Consider the following 17,656-nt stretch of genomic DNA (forward strand, 5'->3'; position numbering starts at 1 on the left):
GGAGTTTATTATGGCTTCAAACAAAAAATTAAGGGAAAAACACTGGCTTTCAGGGCAGCAGGGCAAGGTGGCTTTGGGCCCCGAAGCTGAAAAAATGGAAACAGCCGTACGAAGCTTGCTTGAATCATTGGGTGAAGATCCCAATCGCGAGGGCTTGCTTCAGACTCCCCAGCGTGTGGCTCAGGCGCTTTTGTTTTTAACCAAGGGATATGAGGAAGATCCGGATGAAGTCATCAACAAGGCCGTATTTCATGAAAAACACGATGAGATGATTGTGGTCAAAGACATCAGCCTTTACAGTTTATGCGAACATCACATGCTCCCTTTTGTGGGGCGTGTTCATGTGGCCTATATCCCAGACCAAAGGATCATCGGGTTGTCCAAAATTGCCCGCTTGGTTGATATTTATGCCAGGCGTCTTCAAGTGCAGGAACGCCTTACACAGCAAATTGCCAAAACGCTTCAAGATGCGCTCAAGCCGAAGGGAACTGCCGTGGTGGTGGAAGCCGAACATATGTGCATGCAAATGCGGGGAGTGCAAAAACGGGGTTCGGTCATGATCACCTCGGCCATGCTGGGTGTTTTCAGGGCCGAAGCCACACGGTCCGAATTTTTGGCCATGATTAAAAATGGAAGATAATCCGAAAAAAATTTCAATCACATGCAGCCTGAATATTCATGCGGCCCACAAGCTTTACCGCGATGACTGGAGCCAGCAAAAAAATAGGGATGTTTTCGGGCATTGTTGCGATTTGCATGGGCATCAATATCGCCTGGAGGTGACGATTAAGGGGGGGATTGACCCGGAAACGGGAATGCTCATGAATGGATATGCCTTGGAAAATTTGGTGAAGCAAAATATTTTAACCCAGTTGGACCATAAATTTTTAAATGACCATCCCTTTTTTAAAGATCGTCTAACGACTGTTGAATGGATTTCCGTTTGGGTTTTTGATGAAATCAAAAAAAAACTCCCGTCCCCCTGCGTGTTACAAAAAGTGAAATTGTGGGAAACTCCCGATTTGTATGCGGAGTATGAAAATTAAAAACATCATCTTCGACTGGTCAGGGACACTTTGTGATGATGTGAAATCATCCTATCTTGCCACCAAGCACACCATTCGCCATTTTGGCGGCCCGCATCTTACTTTCAGGCAATACCGGGAACAATTCGATCTTCCTGTCTGGAAATTTTACAAAAAACATTGTCCCACAACCCATGTCAATGAAATTGATAAATATTATTTCAACTATTTTGCCCGTATCGTAGGGGCGCCGCTTGCTGCGCCCCGCTATGGGGTGACACGCGAAAGGGCGCAGCAAGCAAGGGCGCAGCAAGCGGCGCCCCTACTATTCAAACAAATTCCGCAAATTCTAAAAACAGCGCAGGCCATGGGCCTGAAGCTTTTTATTTATTCCACCGTACGCCAGGATTTGCTTGAAAAATGGTGCCACAGACACCACATCAAAAATTTCTTTGAAGTCATTGGCGGGAGTGTGCGCGACAAAGAGCGGGGGCTAAAATCGTTTTGCCGAAGGTACGGACTCAAAGCGAAGGAGACGCTTTTCATTGGTGACATGGAGCATGATGTTCGTGCCGCCAAGAAAGCGGGTGTTTTAAGCGGAGCCATGCTGTGCGGGTATCATGCAGAAAAGAGGCTCCTCGATTTGGCCCCTGATTTTGTCTGGAATGATCTCCAAGGGTTGATGAAATTTGTTTGTACGTTGATGGATGGGTCCTTCGACTCCGCTCAGGGACCACAGAGATTTCCGGTGGCTGAGCGGAGTCGAAGCCAACCAATCTTCCCCATCCCCACCGTGGGTGCCCTTATTTTCAATAAGGAAGATATTCTGCTGATTCAAACACACAAATGGTCGCACACCTTTGGAATTCCCGGAGGAAAAATCAAACAGGGTGAGACGATGAATCAGGCACTCAAACGTGAAATTTTGGAGGAAACGGGTTTGCGCATCAAAGAAATACGCTTTGCTATGGTCCATGACAGTATTGATTCGCAGGAATTTTACAAGAAAGGGAAACATTTTTTACTTCTCAATTTTTATGCAATCAGCCAGAGTCGGCATGTTGTTTTAAATGACGAGGCCCAGGCGTTTGTTTGGGTGAGTTTAGGCCAGGCCTTAAAATTGCGATTGAATCATCCCACTCGCGTGTTAATACAACATTATCTTAAATCTTAAGAAGGAGAAAAACATGCAGAAATCAAGTATTGGTAAATGGGTTCTCATATTTTTTGGGGCTTTGGTTGCTTTTGGTTTTTTGATGCCCTTTGTGATGATTGGAGCGGGGGAACGGGGAGTCGTATTGCGTTTTGGGGCTGTTGAAGACCGCATTCTTGGGGAAGGGATTCATTTCCGGATTCCGTTGGTCGAGTCAGTGGTGACGGTGGATGTTAAAACACAGAAAGTTGAAGTGGATGCCCCGTCTTTTTCCAAAGATATACAAAATGTTGCTACACGCATCGCCCTCAATTTTCATCCCGATCCCAAAATGGTCCAAAGACTTTGGCAGGAAATCGGTTCGGATTATGAGTCGCGCATTATTTCACCGGCCATTCAAGAATCGGTCAAGGCGGCCACGTCCCAGTTTACCGCGGCCGAGCTTGTGTCCGAGCGGCAAAAGGTAAAAGATGAGATCAAGCGTGTGCTGGTCGAACGTTTAGCCCCCCGTTACATTAGTGTGGATGATTTCTCGATTGTGAATTTTGATTTTTCGGATGCCTATGAACGTGCTGTCGAAGAAAAACAGGTGGCCCAGCAACAGGCCCTGAAAGCGGAAAATGATTTAAAGCGTATTCAGGTGGAAGCGGAACAACGCATGGCTCAAGCCAAAGCCGAAGCCGAGGCCATTCGCATCCAGACAGAAGCCTTGTCCAAAAATTCAACCCTGGTTAATTTGGAAGCCGTTAAAAAATGGAATGGCCAGTTACCCTATTACATGATGGGGAATACGATTCCGTTTATCAATGTGGGCGACACCAAATCATCGGGGCAGTAGGGATATTTATTTGTATGGTAGTAAGGGCAATTCATGAATTGCCCTTACGAATTCATGAATTTCACCGATTTTTACAAGCCCGGCACATGCCGCTATTCCTTTGAAGTTTTTCCTGTAAAAACAGAAGAGGGTGTTAAAAATCTCCTTCAGGTTTTAGGGGAACTTAAGGATTTTGATCCAGCCTATGTTTCAGTCACCTATGGGGCCCTTGGCTCCACGCGCGATCTGACGCGCGATTTGGCCCTGCGTATCCACCGGGGAACTAAAATCCCTACAGCTTTCCATTTTACTTGTGTTGGGTCCGGCCGGCAGGAAATAAAAAATTATGTCGAGAAACTCAAAAAAGAGGGACTCAATCTTGTTGTGGCCCTGCGTGGGGATCCTCCCAAGGGGGGCGCCTTTATCCCTCCTACCGATGGTTTTCGTTATGCCAATGAGCTTGTGACTTATCTTAAGTCGATTAATGGCTTTAGCATGGCTGTGGCAGGTTATCCGGAAGGGCATCCCGAGGCTGGCAGTAAAGAAGCCGACCTTGTAAATCTGAAAAGAAAAGTGGAGGCTGGGGCTGATGCTGTGATCACGCAAATGTTTTTTGACAATCGCGATTATTTTGATTTTGTGGAACGGGCACACAAGGTGGGCATTAGTGTCCCCATTATTCCCGGTATCATGCCCATTTTGAACCTGAAGCAAATTGAAAAAATCACCGGTCTTTGCGGAGCCAAAATCCCTTCCCAACTTCATCAAAGGCTTGTCCAATGCGGTGAAGATGTCGAGGCGACGCGAAATGTGGGGATTGAACACGCACTTAAACAATGCCATGAACTTAAAAAATCAGGGGTGCCCGGGATTCATTTTTATACACTGAATAAATCCCTATCCGTGGCTGGTATCATTGAAAACCTTTAAAGATTGTTGATTACCTCATCCACATGCCCTTCCACTTTCACCGGCGAAAATATTTTTTTGATCTTCCCCTCTGGCCCGATCACAAACGTGGATCGCACGATACCCATGAATTCACGGCCCATGAATTTTTTCATTTGATAGACACCATACGCATTGGTCACTTTTTTATCGGCATCCACCAAAAGGTCAAAACCCAGGCCATGTTTGTCGATGAATTTCTGGTGTGATTTTTCATCATCAAAACTGACGCCTAAAACAACCGTATTTTTCTTTTTGATGTTAGGAAGGTTGGTATTAAAATCACAGGCCTCGGTGGTGCAACCGGGGGTCATGTCTTTGGGATAAAAATAAAGGACGACGTTCTTGCCTTTTAAATCTTTGAGAGAGATGGTTTTTCCCTCTTGGTTTTTTAATGAGAAATCAGGTGCTTTGTCGTTTTCTTTTAACATAGGCTCTCCTTGTTTTATTGTTTGTTCCTACGGGGGATACCATAATTCTATGAATCTTGCCGGTCAATTTTTAAAACATTTTGGGGTGCAAAAAAAAGAGCCGGATTTTAGATTTTTGTCGGAAATCATGACTCCAAAATGGGGCCAAAAAATTTCGCTACCGTTTAAAAACAACACCGGTTTCATGGGATGAGTTTCAAAAGTATTGGAATGCGTCGTTTGATAGTGGGGGCGCTGCTTATCGCGCTCCTATGTTGATCGTGACAAAAATTGTGGATGGGGTGCATTATTATTTGCACAAGAATCATCTCAGGATTACGGGGCCCCAGGGTTTTATGCAGAGAAACCTGGACAGGCGTGAAAGGGCCGAAGTTTTCAAGAAGATGGGGGTCTCATCTCATTATTTATCTGTGGCCTTGACATCTTCAATATGAAGTTCGGCTTGGGTGAGATAGTCGTGCACTCTGATTTTATTTTTTTTCTTTCCTGGATTTTTTTCATCTATTTCTTCCGTTATGTCTAATCCCAGCGCCATCTTTGTTCTAAGTAATCCGGGAGTATGCTGGACTATTTTTGAATCAAATTTGATGGTTGCTTTGGGATAAGTTTGGGCTTCAACCTGAACTAGAGGGATGGATATCCAGGGAGTTCCATTATCTTTGCCGAGCATATTTATTTCATTGATGTATCCCTTGGGGAAGACAAGGCTTAAAAAAGATGCAGGGGCTTGTTGATCATCCTGGGTTATTTTAACTCTTCCTTTTTCAAACGATGCAGCATAATCCAGTTGGGTAAGGGCTAAATTTCCTCCTTCAAAAGTGAGGGTTTCAATTTTCCCTTCGTTTATGCCAAGCCGGTAAATGTGGGGTAAGCCTAATTTAAGGCGAGCCTTGATACGATTGCCTCCCATGGTGAGGTCCACTGTGGCGATGGCTTCCATGGCAAAATCTCCTTGCAGAGTTGCCTGGCCATTGACAAAGGATGATCGCGAAAAATTTCCCGTCCAATCCAGGCTGTTCAATTTGAGGTCGTTTATTTCCAGCCCGTCGGGCAGTTTGAATTTTTTGATCCATTCCAAAAGAGAAGCGGAATAACCCATTTTTTCGGCGGTTTCATAAAATCCCGTTTTTTGCTTCAAGTGTAAGGCCTTGGCCAGATCGATTTCTTTGGGGTCTTCCATGTGAAAGCTGATATTTTTTCCCTCAAAAACAACCTGGTCCTTGGTCACTTCAAAATACACATCTTCCATGGGGAGATTTCTTCCCATTTGGATGGGGAAATCTTTTATTGTTACAAACCCGTTGGTCGCTGTGAGCTTTTTGGCCTGAAAACGGAAAGTTTTTTCATCATCGACAAGCACATCGGTCAAACTTCCCGATTCCGTTTTATGGGCAAGAGGAAGGTAGGCTTGAAAATCTTCACCGGAAAGATTCGAGAATTTAAATCCAAATTTGTGATGATGAATTGAAAAATCGGATAATTCAAAATGATCCGCCGCCATTTCCAATGTGTGATCCGAGGCGCTATGCAAAAGAACACCCTGGGATTTCATTTTGAAAGCAGTGTCTATCTGTTTCCCTTCCCTGTTTTTCTGATGTAAATCGACATCAACCTTAAAAGCATCGGCACCGGCACGAAACTCGTTTGTATTGGTTTGAATAAAATACGGATTGTCTATGCGTATATTTGAAAAAATTCCGTTAAAGGTACTCAAGGAAAAACGGGTTTTGTCTATGAAAAGAGTTGTGTTTGCTCTAAGGCTTTTTCCCCGCATTTCAAGGGTTCCTTGTTTGAGGGTTACCCCTTCCAGATCGATTCCCTTGCCTGCTTTTACACCCATGCCCTCCTTTTTTACTCCCATCAGACGTGTTTTTGTGAAATGAATTTCGTCAAAATGATAGGTGTCCGGTTCGTTTTCTTTTTTCCAGGCGTGTATTTTTTGAGGGCCATCGTTTTGGGTGGCAAGGATGATAGGGGTGTTGGCAGAGCCAATGATCATTTTTTCTTTAATGTCCACATCGACATGAATGGCGGCTTTCTCCCAGTGAAAGCGCATTTCATTTTTTACTCTGAAGGAAGATTCTTCATTTTTTGGCGAGTCTTTCAAGCTGTTAATAAGTGCAATGATGATCTCTTTTGTTTTTTCAAAATCAACGGGAATGGTCAGTTTATTGCCGTCAAGTTTGATCCCTTTTTCTTTAAGAGTTTCGTCCGAAACCAAAAAGAGTTGGCGTAAAAAATCGACGGATTTATGACTCCACGAATCAAATTCGACAAGCAGGGTACCGTCCTTGCAATTGGGGCAAATGCCCTTGTTATTTCCTGTATAAGGGTCAATATCGGTACGTATAAGCTCCATGCCGCGTAATCGGAAATTTTCATCAAAAGGAATGGGAACAAAGGCCTGTGCTGAAATGCACGGATAAGGTTCTCCCGGTCTTGCCAGTTTCAGTTCCAGTTTCTGGATTTCTTCTTCCCCTTGTTTGTTGGCAAGAGTTGCCACCCTGAATAAAATATCGCCTTTTTCTTTCCATGTAAGACTTAAGTTTAAATGGTCACTTTGTGAAACGGTTATAGTGCCCGGATCATGGGGAAGTGTCATCCATGTGTTGGGGATGGCCCCAATGCCGTTGATGATGCCGGGAATGTAGTCGATTATTTTTTGAAAAGAAAAAGGCGCACTCTTTGCGTGGGTATTAACGGTTTGGGGTTTTTGTGTATAGGGGTAGAGAGGTTCCTCTTTTTTTCTTTCGGCAACTTGTACAGGAGGGAATGAGGCTTTCTGCGACTCGAGGCTGATATCCACATTGTTGGGAATGATGATGTCGCTGGGGCTTAGGATGGCTTGTTTCATGTGAATGCGGACAAGATATTCGGCATCCTTGTCGGTGTTTCCTTGAAGCACTCTGAGGTTTGTGGCTTCAAGCAAAGAGTTTGGTATTGTTTTACTTGAAAGCAAAATGTCGCCATCAAAAGTAATTTCTTGGGTTTCGGGGTTGTAGTAGAGGGTGGTAATTTTTAATTGGCCGTCATCAATGGGCACCGTTAAATGTAGTTTGTTAAAGGTGAGTTTTCCGCGGGCCTTTGTTTCCAAAAAATAAGGCTCCTTAGGGTTGGCACTGACAACGGTGAGTTCTTTTGAGTCGGGGTTGAGCGTGGCGACGGTTTGACCAATCTGAATATGGCTTAGCATGGTATTGGATAAAAACCGGGTGGTCAAAACTGTTTTCATGTCTGCCAAAAATTTTCCTATGTTTATGGATAATTTCTCGGAAGATTCTAGGGCATCTTGAGATGCATTTTCAGGCGGAAGAGATCCGATGATGATATTTTCTAATACTCCCCGGGGATTTTGTGACGAGGCTTGCAGGGAAAATCCACCTGTAAAGCCCGGAATAAGGAAATTGAAATCTTGTAAATCAAGCCGCCCGATTGATAATTGAGAGTTCTCCCCCAGTGTCAGATGCCCCGTGAGTTGTCGGGGATGACGGCTTGTTGGTAATTCGACTTGCATGCGAGGCAGGATCATTTCGTTTGTCTGCCATTCGGGGTCATAATACCACCGAAGATAGCTTTCGTTTATGGAGCACACATAGTCCAGATTAAGATCGGCATTTTCCAGATCATGGCTTGATACACCAAGGAAACATCCAAGTTTGGTTCCTGCATCCAAAATGGGTGAAACAAGACCGTGAAATTTACCGGTTACATTTATTTGGGAATCCAGTTTCCATTGGTTTCCATTTCCGGAAACGCTTCCTTCTAGATTGCTGGCAGTCAGATCACCAAACAGCGATTTGTTGTCGGCTTTTAGACTCAAAGGGGAGGCTTCATAGGTGATGTTTGTATTTTCAGGGGATGTATTAAAATTAAAATGGATCCACGGGGGGCATTCTTCAAAAATTTGATCGCAGGCATTGACATCAATAACATTGGGGCCTTCATTTTCTTTGCCGGGAACAATTATTTGGCCCTTGTCCACATAAAGTCGCCCTTCCCCTTCAAAATTTTTATTCGTCCAATCAAAAAGTGAAGAGTCCAGATCGAGCCGTACATTTTGGATGATTTGAGCCTGGTCACACCAATTCAAAAATACATGAGCCTTTTGGGCTTTAAGGGAAAGATGGTTGGTGCCACGCATTTCAAACTCGACTTCCTTGGCTTGAACTGAAATTCCCTTGGAAGGATCTTGAAAAAGAGGTTTGACCGGCCACATCCTGATTTTGAGAACCATTTGATCGGGTTGGAAAAGGGTTTGCTCCATTCTTTGACTTATTTCTTTTATCCCCGAAGCATCAGGATTTTCGGGGTTTTCTTTTTTGCTTTCGTTCAAGATTTTTAAAAGAGTGATGGGAGTTAAGTAGCTAATCCCTCCTAGTTTGCCTTTGATGATGTTGGTGAGATCGTATTGGTGGGGCCACCCATCCAGGACAGCATAGACATTGCCATAAATGAATTTGAAACCTGTCAACGTGAAAGAAAGACTGCCTATGTGAAAAGCCACATGGCCCCGAATGGCCATTTCACCCATTTCAATTTTACCTTGGCGTGATAATTCCAAAGGGCGTGCAACCATCAGGGAAGCCCTTGGCCCCACAACAAGGCTTGCATCTATTCCCAAAAACGAAGCAAGTTTAAAACGACCTTCTGGAAGGGGAAGATCTAATTGATCGACGCTTGCGCGGTCAAAACTTGTGAGTAAATATTCAGGTGTGGGAACTACTGATAAAGCATCTTGGTTATGACAAAAGGGATATTCTTTAAAAGAAGGGGCAATGGCATAACTATTATCCTGAATTTTTTTCCACCATTCGCCGACAAGCTCCGTCAATTCACCCTGGGCCAATTGAAAAGGAGAAAGGGGTGATTCTTTGGTCTTGATCCGGCCCGTATCTGCCGGCGTATGCCCATGGATTCTTTGCGGTCTGGATGGTGAAATAGCTGGAGGTGCCATTATGGCAAGGCTTATCGGCTTTTACTTTGAAAGGTTACCTGTTTTTTGTGCTTCTTCTTAGTTGTTTGAAATATGGGTTCCTAAAGAATTTTTGACCTTGAGAAATTCACCAGAAATAGGAAAGACGGCAGGATCAAATCCCATGTGTTTGGTGAAGGCTGTCAATCTTTTTTCGGAATAGGAAGATCCGGGCAAGTGTGCAGCTACCACAGAGGCCAGCATGGGGTTGATGGCCTTATAAGGGGCTGGGGTTGAAGCAGGGGTAGTAAGTGGGGATCCCGTTAATTCCAAAATTCTTAAACATTGTTGAGCGGAAAGATTTGGATTTACCCGCATCAAAAACAAGATAGCGCCTGAAACATGGGGTTGGGCTGAGGAGGTCCCGCCTTGTTCGATCCAGGCAAAAAACGGTACATTTTCATCGTACCCCAAGGGAGCCATGACGGGGTCCGCTAAAGCTGCAAGGCGTATAGGATTAGTCACATCAGCGCCTGTTGAATAATTGGAAACCCTGTCATCTTCCACATGAGGGGTATTTCGATTATCCACAGCACCCACGAGAATTATATGGGGAATAAATCCAAGGATATTAATGTGGTCTTTCTTGCCATCATTCCCTGCGGAAACAATGACGACAATTCCCTTTTCATGCAGTTTTTCAACAACTTTTTTCAACCTTTTGAAAATTTGTGAATGAAAGACATGGGATCTAAAAACTTGCGGGACTTCTAATCCAAGACTTAGGCCCACAACCTTTAAGGAAGGATTTCGGTCTGCTTCTTGGAGGATTTTTTCTAAACTTTCGGCCATTTTTATGGGAAAATCGGCGACTTCTTCACGAATGGAAACAATGGCAAGTTCGGCTTGGGTCATCCCATACGTTTCTCCTACAGCCAGAGAGGTGGTCAAGATCCCATGGCTTTTGGTTCCGGAGCTCCATGCTGGTTTTCCGAGAATGGTAATTTTGTTTTTGTCAGGATGTCCCTTTTCCACAAGATTGTAAAAACTGTCCACACTGGCGAAACTGAGTTCCTTTCCTGTTGGTTTGAGCTCGTCAGGAAGGGTAAGTAAAGGGGCGTAGGGATGTTGGGAGAGAAAATATTTGCGCACCCCATTAATATGTCCCCGCTGGATTAAAATTTCCGGGAGAGACTTGAGGGCCCTTTGAAATTTTACAGGAAGATCCACTGATTCATAAAAACCATAGAGCGGGGTGCCTCCCAGTTCGGTCCAAACCCAGGGCAAAAAAAAATCGGTTTGAACAGCATGGATTGTTTCAGGCGCCCAATGGGCTATTTCATTAAGCGCTGCCATGATTTCTTCATCGGTAGGGTCTGTAAGAAGGGTAAGCATCCTTAGGCTTAAGCTTAACTTCGCATAAATTTCTGGTGGTAACTTTATTTGAAGGAGTTCGGCCATTTTCTGGCTTCCCAAACGTTTGGCATATTTCCCAAACAAATCCATCCCGACGTTGCTTAAGACAGAGGAGAATGCATTTTCATGATTTAAACTTTGGATCGTAGTGCAGATGATTTCAATTTCAATGTCTCCAAGAGAAAAATTTTGCCATTTTCTGGTTAATTCAGGTTTTTTTTCATGGGAGATTAACAAAAGATAAGTTTCTTTCTTTACCTCGGGGGGAACTTTGTCAGCTTTAAGAATATGCTCGTAAATATTGTAAACATAAAATTCCGAGGCTTCGTCCCTGGTATTGTCATCTTTTTTGAAACTATCAATCCATAAGGAGTGATGACCAACGAAATCAGGAACTAAAGAGTTTTGAGCGGTAAGGAATCGGTTCATGGAATTCCAGAAATCCGGTTTTCTATGCAAGGCTGTGACATGGGTTTTAAAAAAATCCCACATTTTTTGTGCTTCAGCGGGATTCATTTTTGAATAATCAACTCCATTGAGGGAAACCATTTTTTCCGGATCTTGATTGAAAAAGTTTTCATCGAAAACAGGAGAAGGTGATGCGGAATTTTCTTGGGCGGCCTGGGATAGGTTCAATAAAAACCCGATTTGTGAAAATAAACGCGTGTGACTCCAGTCAAAATCCGGTCGATGAACAAAAGCAGACAATGGTTTGAAAAACTCGGATACTTTTTCCCTTTGATGGGGAGCCACATCCACCCAGGCATTGGCCAAACTCGCAAGAATTGAAATGGTCGATTTTTCTTCCTCCGTTAAAAAAGGACGCTCCTTCCGCTTGATCATGAGTTCCGGATAACTCGACATCTTTTCCGAAAGCCATGTAAAAAACCTTTCTTCATTGGGGACGAAGGCATTTTCCAAGGCCAAAAAGGCCCATCCCACTTCCTTTTTATGGGCTCTTAATTCATTCCAAGCCTTATCAAACTGATGTCGTGTTTCTTTAGGAAACCAGGTTGCATAAAACCGGACATGAAAATAGATGACGTCGGTTTCATCATCCCTTGGTATCAAAGTATTAAAACCGGGGCGGGTCAGAAGATGGTGTAATTTATTCAAAGGAATGATCTTAAAAGGGGCTTCTTTTTTTCCACCAGGATGGGGGAGCTTAAGCGTAGGGGCCCATAATAAAGAGGTAAGGGGTTGTCTTAATCTTTGAGAATGGGGGGAAAGAGGCAATTCAACTAAAGGAGCAGGCTCTTGATACGTGACAAGGGTTGCCTGATCAAAAGACGATTGCCCAAATACTAAACGGAGCAAATCTGTGGGTAGGATAGATAAACCCATGTTTCTTTATCGGCAGATTTTAGAAGAAGTTGTGACTCGTTCCTTCGTTTGGCCAACAGCTATTAGCATAGCCATTATCTAAACCTTATCCAACCGTGCCAAAGCCCGTCTTTTGGCCTTGGGAAGGCGCTTGGCGGGGCCTTTTTTCATGGTGGCCCAACGTTTGTGAAGCGGGCGGGATTCTCGTAGGGGCGCCGCTTGCTGCGCTCCCATCCCTACGGCATTTTCAAACATCAATGCCTCATTCATCTTTTTTTCAAATTCAGCCACATTCAAAAAAGCGCAGCCATAGGATTTGGCGGCGTTCAGGATTTTATTATCAGAGGTCACAATGATGAGATTATCCCGTCCTTTTTCTGCCAATTTAATGATGACATCATCGGCCGTCTGGTTTTGCTCGGAAAAAAGAATTCGGATTCCCGCCTGCCGTACTTCTTCAATAGTGACATTATCCGTAAACTGCGCATCAAATACGACAGTGATCGCATGACCTTTCAGTTTTTTGTATTGGGCCAGCCTGTCTACCAACGCATGCCGTCCTGCTTCCAAAGACCTAGCATCCTTCAAACTGAGCGAAGGTGATTGGCGGATTAAATTGTAACCATCGATTATGATCTGGGCCATGAGAGCTTTTTTATGGGGAACAGTCTTTTTGTCAATGCAAGTTTTCTCTTGAGAGAGGTGTCCGCAATTTGCGGAGACCTCAATGGTTTTTTTTGGACGATGGAGTTCTCACAGAGTTGGCAGCAATTTAATCTCTTTAATAAACTCAAAATGTTTTTTATTCCTGGTGGCCAAGACCAAATTCTTTTCCCACGCCGTGGCGGCAATGATGGCATCTGCAGGCTTGAGCGGTTTTTTGGAGTAACGTTGGAGGAGAGTGGAAGCCTTGGCCGCTATTTCTTGGGTGATGGGGATTTCGCGGAGGCAGTTGAAGAGATAAGAAATCTTTTTCCGCTCCTTGGCGGAAATATTTTTATATTGGTTCAGTTCCTTCCGTGAAAGGCGGGAATAATAAAAATCGATGCCCGAGGATAAAAGAATGGCTTTTTCTTCTTTTTCTCCCCTGAGCCAGTTGATGAGGATGTCGGTGTCAAGCAGGAGCCGACTCATGACTGTGTTTCCAGATCGTTTAGGATTTCGTTGAGGGACCGTTTGTCTTTTTGCCTGTTCTTTTCAACCCAGACCGAGCCTTCGGGATGTTTCTTTCCCTTAAATAATCCAAAGCCGGCGTCAGTGGCTGTGGATTCGTTGATGGGATTCAAAATATTATGAACCACCTGTTCCGGAATCCGGTATTCCTTCCCAATACGGATCGCAGGTATCTTTTTAACCCGAATCAACCGACGAATAGCCGCCTCCGTAAGCCTGAAAGCCTCGGCCACTTCACTGACGGTGAATAAATGGGTTAATAATGATGTATTTGTATCCATACATGTGTCACAGTAATATAGATACGTTTCTATAGCAATAGATACTTTTTAGTGATTTGTATGTTTATGGGAAAAGAGACGATTGAGACTATTGCCAAAGAAAATCCAATTTCTATCCCTGCCCATTTTTTAATCACCTGCTTTTTAATTAGGCATTTTTAAATTCAGCCCGTTTTTTTACTTCCATTCATTTCAATAAGTTAAATAATTTTCAGGCTTGGCATAATGTTTGCTTATGCAGAGGGCGCCCATGGTTATGGTTGATCGGGGCAATTAAAGTTTTTAAAAATTATTAAGGAGATGTCATGAAAAAAAAAATGTTTTTGATTTTTGCATTCCTGGTGCTGCTGGCACCCGGAGTTAGTTGGGGACAGGAAACAGGGGAATTAAAAATCGCCCTCGATACCATTTGGACAATGGTCGCGGCGTTTTTGGTTTTTTGGATGAATGCAGGGTTTGCCCTGGTTGAATCAGGGTTGTGCCGCAGTAAAAACGCCTGCAATATTTTGGCAAAAAACTTTATCGTTTTTGCCATTTCCTCCCTTGCCTTTTACTTTGTCGGTTGGGGACTCATGTTTGGGAATGGAAGCGGTTTTGTGGGAACAGAAGGCCTGTGGGTTATTGGCGGGGCTGATAATTCCCCGGCAACAGGTGAGGCCTACCAAGGGGCCTATTCCTCCATTGCCTGGACGGGCATTCCCCTTTACGCCAAGTTTTTCTTTCAATTGGTTTTTGCCGGAACAGCAGCCACTATTGTTTCAGGGGCTGTTGCCGAAAGAATCAAGTTCCTTTCATTCATTGTTTTCTCCTTCATCCTTGTGGCGTTTATGTACCCTGTGACCGGTCACTGGATTTGGGGTGGTGGATTTCTTGCCCTAAAAGGTTTCTGGGATTTTGCAGGATCTACAGTGGTGCATTCGGTAGGTGGATGGTGCGCCCTTACAGGTATCCTGGTTTTGGGACCCCGTCTTGGAAAATTTGGCAAGGACGGAAAAGTGACCCCCATTCCCGGCCACAACATGGGCATGGCAACTTTGGGTGCCTTGATCCTTTGGTTGGGGTGGTTTGGTTTTAACCCTGGGAGCACCATGGGTGCCGCCGCGGTGGATATTGCCCACATTGCACTTACTACCAACATGGCTTGCATTTCTGCCATTATTACTGCCGCCGCAACAGCCTGGATTGTCTTGGGTAAACCTGATTTGTCCATGATCTTAAACGGCTGCTTGGCGGGCCTTGTGGCCATTACAGCCCCTTGCGCTTTTGTAAGTGTGGGAAGCTCGATCATCATTGGAGCCATTGCCGGGGTGCTTGTGGTTCTGGCAGTCATCGGTTTTGACAAAATTAAAATTGATGACCCTGTCGGAGCTCTTTCGGTGCACTTGGTCAACGGTATCTGGGGAACTTTGGCTGTTGGGCTTTTTGCTCAGGACAAGCTGGTTGCAACAGCGACCGGCAATGGTCTTTTCTTTGGCGGTGGGATGTCGCTTTTTATGACTCAGCTCATTGGTGTTTTGGCCGTGGCTGCTTTTACCATTGTGGGATCGTTGATCGCCTGGCTCATCATCAAAGTGTTATTCGGGCTGCGTGTGTCCGAAGAGGAAGAACGCGAAGGCTTGGATATTGGGGAACACGGGAACATTGCTTATCCCGATTTCCAGTCTTCAACCGGACACATCTAAACTTGACGCGCTGTCAGACTGTCGCCCTGTCAGACTGCCAGAATCGGTAGTCTGACAGACGACACAAAGACAGTTCGAAGTCCTATGAAAAAAATAGAAGCCATCATCAAACCGTTTAAACTAGATGAAGTAAAAGAAGCCCTGACCGAAGCCGGTGTAAAGGGAATGACGCTCACTGAAGTGAAGGGCTTTGGGCGCCAGAAGGGCCATACCGAACTCTATCGTGGAGCCGAATACGTTGTTGATTTTTTGCCCAAGATCAAAATTGAAATTGTGGTGAAAGATGACGAAGTTTCAAAACTGGTTGATTCCATCCAGAATGCTGCACGAACGGGGGCCATTGGAGACGGCAAGATTTTTGTGTCTCCTGTTGAAGGAGTCGTACGTATTCGTACCGGCGAAAAAGGAGAAACAGCGATCTAAAATGGAATTTAATTTGATTTGATTTTGAAGACTTGTTAAGGGCTCTCCCTGCCTTTAGAAAAATGGATCATCATCAATTAAAGATTCGTTTTTCTTCAAGGTGAATATTAAACAAGGGAGAGTCCTTATGCTTTTAACTATGAATCGTGTTTTGAAGTTTGTGGGTGTTTGCTTTGTTTTTTGGATTTCATTTGGCAATTTTGTTCCATTGACTCTTGCCGCGGAAGAAAAAATGGAACCATCACTCGAACAGCGAGTGAATGATCTCGAAGCTTATATCAACAACACAGGTCGTGGTTCCGATGCCGTTGATTCAACTGTATCGTCCAAAGTGGGTGGAGCCGGTCCCGGCCATAACGGCTGGATGATGACCTCAACCGCTTTGGTTTTGTTCATGACCTTGCCCGGGTTGGCGCTTTTTTACGGGGGTCTGGTTCGTACTAAAAATGTTCTTTCAGTGATGGCCCAGTGTTTGGGGATTGCAGGGCTTGTCACCCTTATGTGGTGGGCCTTTGGTTATAGTTGGGTGTTTTCATCGGGTAGTCCTATCTTGGGTGATTTAAGTTTTGCCTTCCTTAAGGGGGTTAATTCTAATCCCAACACCAATTATTCCTATTGGGTCTCTCATAATGTGTTTTCCATGTATCAAATGATGTTTGCCATTATTACGCCAGCCCTTATTATTGGCGCGATTGCCGAACGCATGAAATTCATGGCTGTCCTCGCTTTTGTGGCTTTGTGGATGGTTGTTGTCTACTTTCCCTTGGCCCACATGGTATGGGGAGTTGACGGGCTCATGAACGGTGTATGGAATGCGGGTGCAAAAATCAAGGCCATCGATTTTGCCGGTGGAACTGTGGTGCACATGTCTTCGGGTTGGTCGGCTTTGATTTTGTGCTTGATGCTGGGTAAGCGTATCGGGTTTGGAAAAGACCACATGTCTCCCCACAGCATGGTGCTTTGCATGGTTGGAACCGGAATGCTCTGGGTTGGTTGGTATGGGTTTAATGCTGGCAGTGCGGTTGCCGCCGATGGTGTGGCTTCCAATGCCTTCATGACCACCACGTTGGCAACGGCTGTGGCTTGTTTTACCTGGGCCATGTCGGAATATATTGTTCGTGGCAAACCAAGCATCCTGGGTTTTTGCTCAGGAGCTGTTGCAGGGCTTGTGGTTGTGACCCCTGCCTGCGGGTTTGTTACGGCCAGTGGCGCTATTGTGATTGGCTTGCTTGCCGGTCTTATTCCCTTCTTTGCATGTTATAAATTAAAAGCTTGGCTTGGTTATGACGATGCCTTGGACACCTTTGGTGTTCATGCCGTGGGTGGAACCTTGGGGGCTTTGTTAACGGGTTTCTTGGCCACTGCCGATGCCAATGCGAATTTGTCCATGAACTTGGCCGACATTGTTGGGAAAACTTTGTGGGTGGAACAACTAAAGGCCATGGGAATTACAATAGCCATGGCGGTTGTGGGCACTTTAATTATTGGCACCCTAGTCAAAGTATTGATTGGTCTGCGTCCTGCTGCCGATGTTGAAAGACAGGGCTTGGATCTTAGTGAACATGGTGAATCGGGATATATTTATTAAAGAACGTGCTGTCGCGCTATCGAACTGTCGCATCTCCAGATTTTTTCTGGAGGGATGACAGGTCGGCAACTCGACAGTTCGAAATAACATGAAAAAAATAGAAGTCATTATCAAGCCGTTTAAGTTAGATGAAGTTAAAGAAGCCTTGACCGAATTGGGAATTAAGGGAATGACCTTAACCGAAGTCAAGGGCTTTGGTCGCCAAAAAGGGCATACAGAACTTTACAGAGGTGCCGAATATGTTGTCGATTTTTTACCTAAAATCAAAATTGAAATTGTGGTGAAAGATGACGAAGTGGCCAAGTTAGTTGACGTTGTTCAAAACGTTGCCCGCACAGGTTCTATTGGAGATGGCAAAATATTTGTTTCTCCTGTGGAAGGTGTGATTCGTATTCGCACCGGTGAAAAAGGAGAAAATGCGGTTTAACGAAACATTTTTTGTTTGCCATAGCCCTTCCAGACTTGCTAGGAGGGCTAGGCTTTG

13 protein-coding genes and 2 pseudogenes are annotated in these 17,656 nt (G+C 44.6%); 9 read left to right on the plus strand and 6 right to left on the minus strand.

Going from position 1 to position 17,656, the window contains the following annotated elements:
* Positions 1-10: 10 nt before the first annotated feature.
* From A2048_04890 to A2048_04910, 5 genes are all read left to right on the plus strand, one after another.
* Positions 11-640: a GTP cyclohydrolase I FolE gene (locus tag A2048_04890; GenBank protein ID OGP08357.1), complete on the plus strand. Its 630-nt coding sequence runs from the start codon at positions 11-13 to the stop codon at positions 638-640.
* On the plus strand, positions 630-1,046 hold the full coding sequence (locus tag A2048_04895; protein ID OGP08358.1) for a hypothetical protein: 417 nt from the start codon (positions 630-632) through the stop codon (positions 1,044-1,046). Before A2048_04890 ends, A2048_04895 begins: the two co-directional genes overlap by 11 nt.
* A 727-nt stretch (positions 1,047-1,773) precedes the next feature.
* Positions 1,774-2,199, plus strand: coding sequence for a hypothetical protein (locus A2048_04900; GenBank protein ID OGP08369.1), 426 nt, complete (start codon positions 1,774-1,776; stop codon positions 2,197-2,199).
* Between the two features lie 13 nt (positions 2,200-2,212).
* Positions 2,213-3,016, plus strand: coding sequence for a hypothetical protein (locus A2048_04905; protein ID OGP08359.1), 804 nt, complete (start codon positions 2,213-2,215; stop codon positions 3,014-3,016).
* Positions 3,017-3,070: 54 nt separating this feature from the next.
* Entirely contained in the window at positions 3,071-3,925 is an 855-nt protein-coding gene (locus A2048_04910; GenBank protein OGP08370.1) for a methylenetetrahydrofolate reductase [NAD(P)H], read from the plus strand.
* Here A2048_04910 and A2048_04915 read toward each other — a convergent pair.
* The 6 genes from A2048_04915 to A2048_04940 form a co-directional block, all read right to left on the minus strand.
* On the minus strand, positions 3,922-4,374 hold the full coding sequence (locus A2048_04915; protein OGP08360.1) for a hypothetical protein: 453 nt from the start codon (positions 4,372-4,374) through the stop codon (positions 3,922-3,924). The genes A2048_04910 and A2048_04915 overlap by 4 nt on opposite strands.
* Positions 4,375-4,774: 400 nt before the next feature.
* A complete protein-coding gene (locus tag A2048_04920; GenBank protein OGP08361.1) occupies positions 4,775-9,328 on the minus strand; it encodes a hypothetical protein in 4,554 nt (1,517 codons plus the stop codon).
* 57 nt (positions 9,329-9,385) lie between these two features.
* Positions 9,386-12,046 carry a hypothetical protein gene (locus A2048_04925; protein OGP08362.1) on the minus strand — a complete coding sequence of 887 codons (2,661 nt, stop codon included), beginning with the start codon at positions 12,044-12,046 and terminating at the stop codon, positions 9,386-9,388.
* 78 nt (positions 12,047-12,124) lie between these two features.
* Complete coding sequence (locus A2048_04930; protein OGP08363.1) at positions 12,125-12,670, minus strand: hypothetical protein; 546 nt, start codon at positions 12,668-12,670, stop codon at positions 12,125-12,127.
* A gap of 108 nt (positions 12,671-12,778) precedes the next feature.
* The gene (locus tag A2048_04935; GenBank protein OGP08364.1) at positions 12,779-13,159 is read right to left on the minus strand and encodes a hypothetical protein; all 381 of its coding nucleotides are present in this window, start codon (positions 13,157-13,159) and stop codon (positions 12,779-12,781) included.
* Positions 13,156-13,479, minus strand: coding sequence for a hypothetical protein (locus A2048_04940; protein ID OGP08365.1), 324 nt, complete (start codon positions 13,477-13,479; stop codon positions 13,156-13,158). The genes A2048_04935 and A2048_04940 overlap by 4 nt, the downstream gene beginning before the upstream one ends.
* 389 nt (positions 13,480-13,868) lie before the next feature.
* Between A2048_04940 and A2048_04945 the strand changes: the two are divergent.
* The 4 genes and pseudogenes from A2048_04945 to A2048_04960 all read left to right on the plus strand — a co-directional run bounded on the left by A2048_04945 (position 13,869) and on the right by A2048_04960 (position 17,599).
* Positions 13,869-15,158, plus strand: a pseudogene (locus tag A2048_04945) (ammonia permease).
* An 87-nt stretch (positions 15,159-15,245) separates the two neighbouring features.
* Positions 15,246-15,584: a transcriptional regulator gene (locus A2048_04950; protein OGP08366.1), complete on the plus strand. Its 339-nt coding sequence runs from the start codon at positions 15,246-15,248 to the stop codon at positions 15,582-15,584.
* A 235-nt stretch (positions 15,585-15,819) separates the two neighbouring features.
* Positions 15,820-17,172, plus strand: a pseudogene (locus tag A2048_04955) (ammonia channel protein).
* 88 nt (positions 17,173-17,260) lie between these two features.
* Positions 17,261-17,599, plus strand: a complete 339-nt coding sequence (locus A2048_04960) for a transcriptional regulator (protein ID OGP08367.1) — start codon at positions 17,261-17,263, stop codon at positions 17,597-17,599.
* Positions 17,600-17,656: the final 57 nt, after the last annotated feature.

It is taken from the genome of Deltaproteobacteria bacterium GWA2_45_12, from assembly GCA_001797365.1.
Taxonomy (GTDB): domain Bacteria; phylum UBA10199; class UBA10199; order UBA10199; family UBA10199; genus UBA10199.

Bases quoted from the DNA above. Each gene is read 5' to 3' on its own strand.
- A2048_04890 (OGP08357.1), top strand. From the start codon at position 11: ATGGCTTCAAACAAAAAATTAAGGGAAAAACACTGGCTTTCAGGGCAG.
- A2048_04895 (OGP08358.1), top strand. From the start codon at position 630: ATGGAAGATAATCCGAAAAAAATTTCAATCACATGCAGCCTGAATATT.
- A2048_04905 (OGP08359.1), top strand. From the start codon at position 2,213: ATGCAGAAATCAAGTATTGGTAAATGGGTTCTCATATTTTTTGGGGCT.
- A2048_04910 (OGP08370.1), top strand. From the start codon at position 3,071: ATGAATTTCACCGATTTTTACAAGCCCGGCACATGCCGCTATTCCTTT.
- A2048_04915 (OGP08360.1), bottom strand. From the start codon at position 4,374: ATGTTAAAAGAAAACGACAAAGCACCTGATTTCTCATTAAAAAACCAA.
- A2048_04920 (OGP08361.1), bottom strand. From the start codon at position 9,328: ATGGCACCTCCAGCTATTTCACCATCCAGACCGCAAAGAATCCATGGG.
- A2048_04925 (OGP08362.1), bottom strand. From the start codon at position 12,046: ATGGGTTTATCTATCCTACCCACAGATTTGCTCCGTTTAGTATTTGGG.
- A2048_04930 (OGP08363.1), bottom strand. From the start codon at position 12,670: ATGGCCCAGATCATAATCGATGGTTACAATTTAATCCGCCAATCACCT.
- A2048_04935 (OGP08364.1), bottom strand. From the start codon at position 13,159: ATGAGTCGGCTCCTGCTTGACACCGACATCCTCATCAACTGGCTCAGG.
- A2048_04940 (OGP08365.1), bottom strand. From the start codon at position 13,479: ATGGATACAAATACATCATTATTAACCCATTTATTCACCGTCAGTGAA.
- A2048_04950 (OGP08366.1), top strand. From the start codon at position 15,246: ATGAAAAAAATAGAAGCCATCATCAAACCGTTTAAACTAGATGAAGTA.
- A2048_04960 (OGP08367.1), top strand. From the start codon at position 17,261: ATGAAAAAAATAGAAGTCATTATCAAGCCGTTTAAGTTAGATGAAGTT.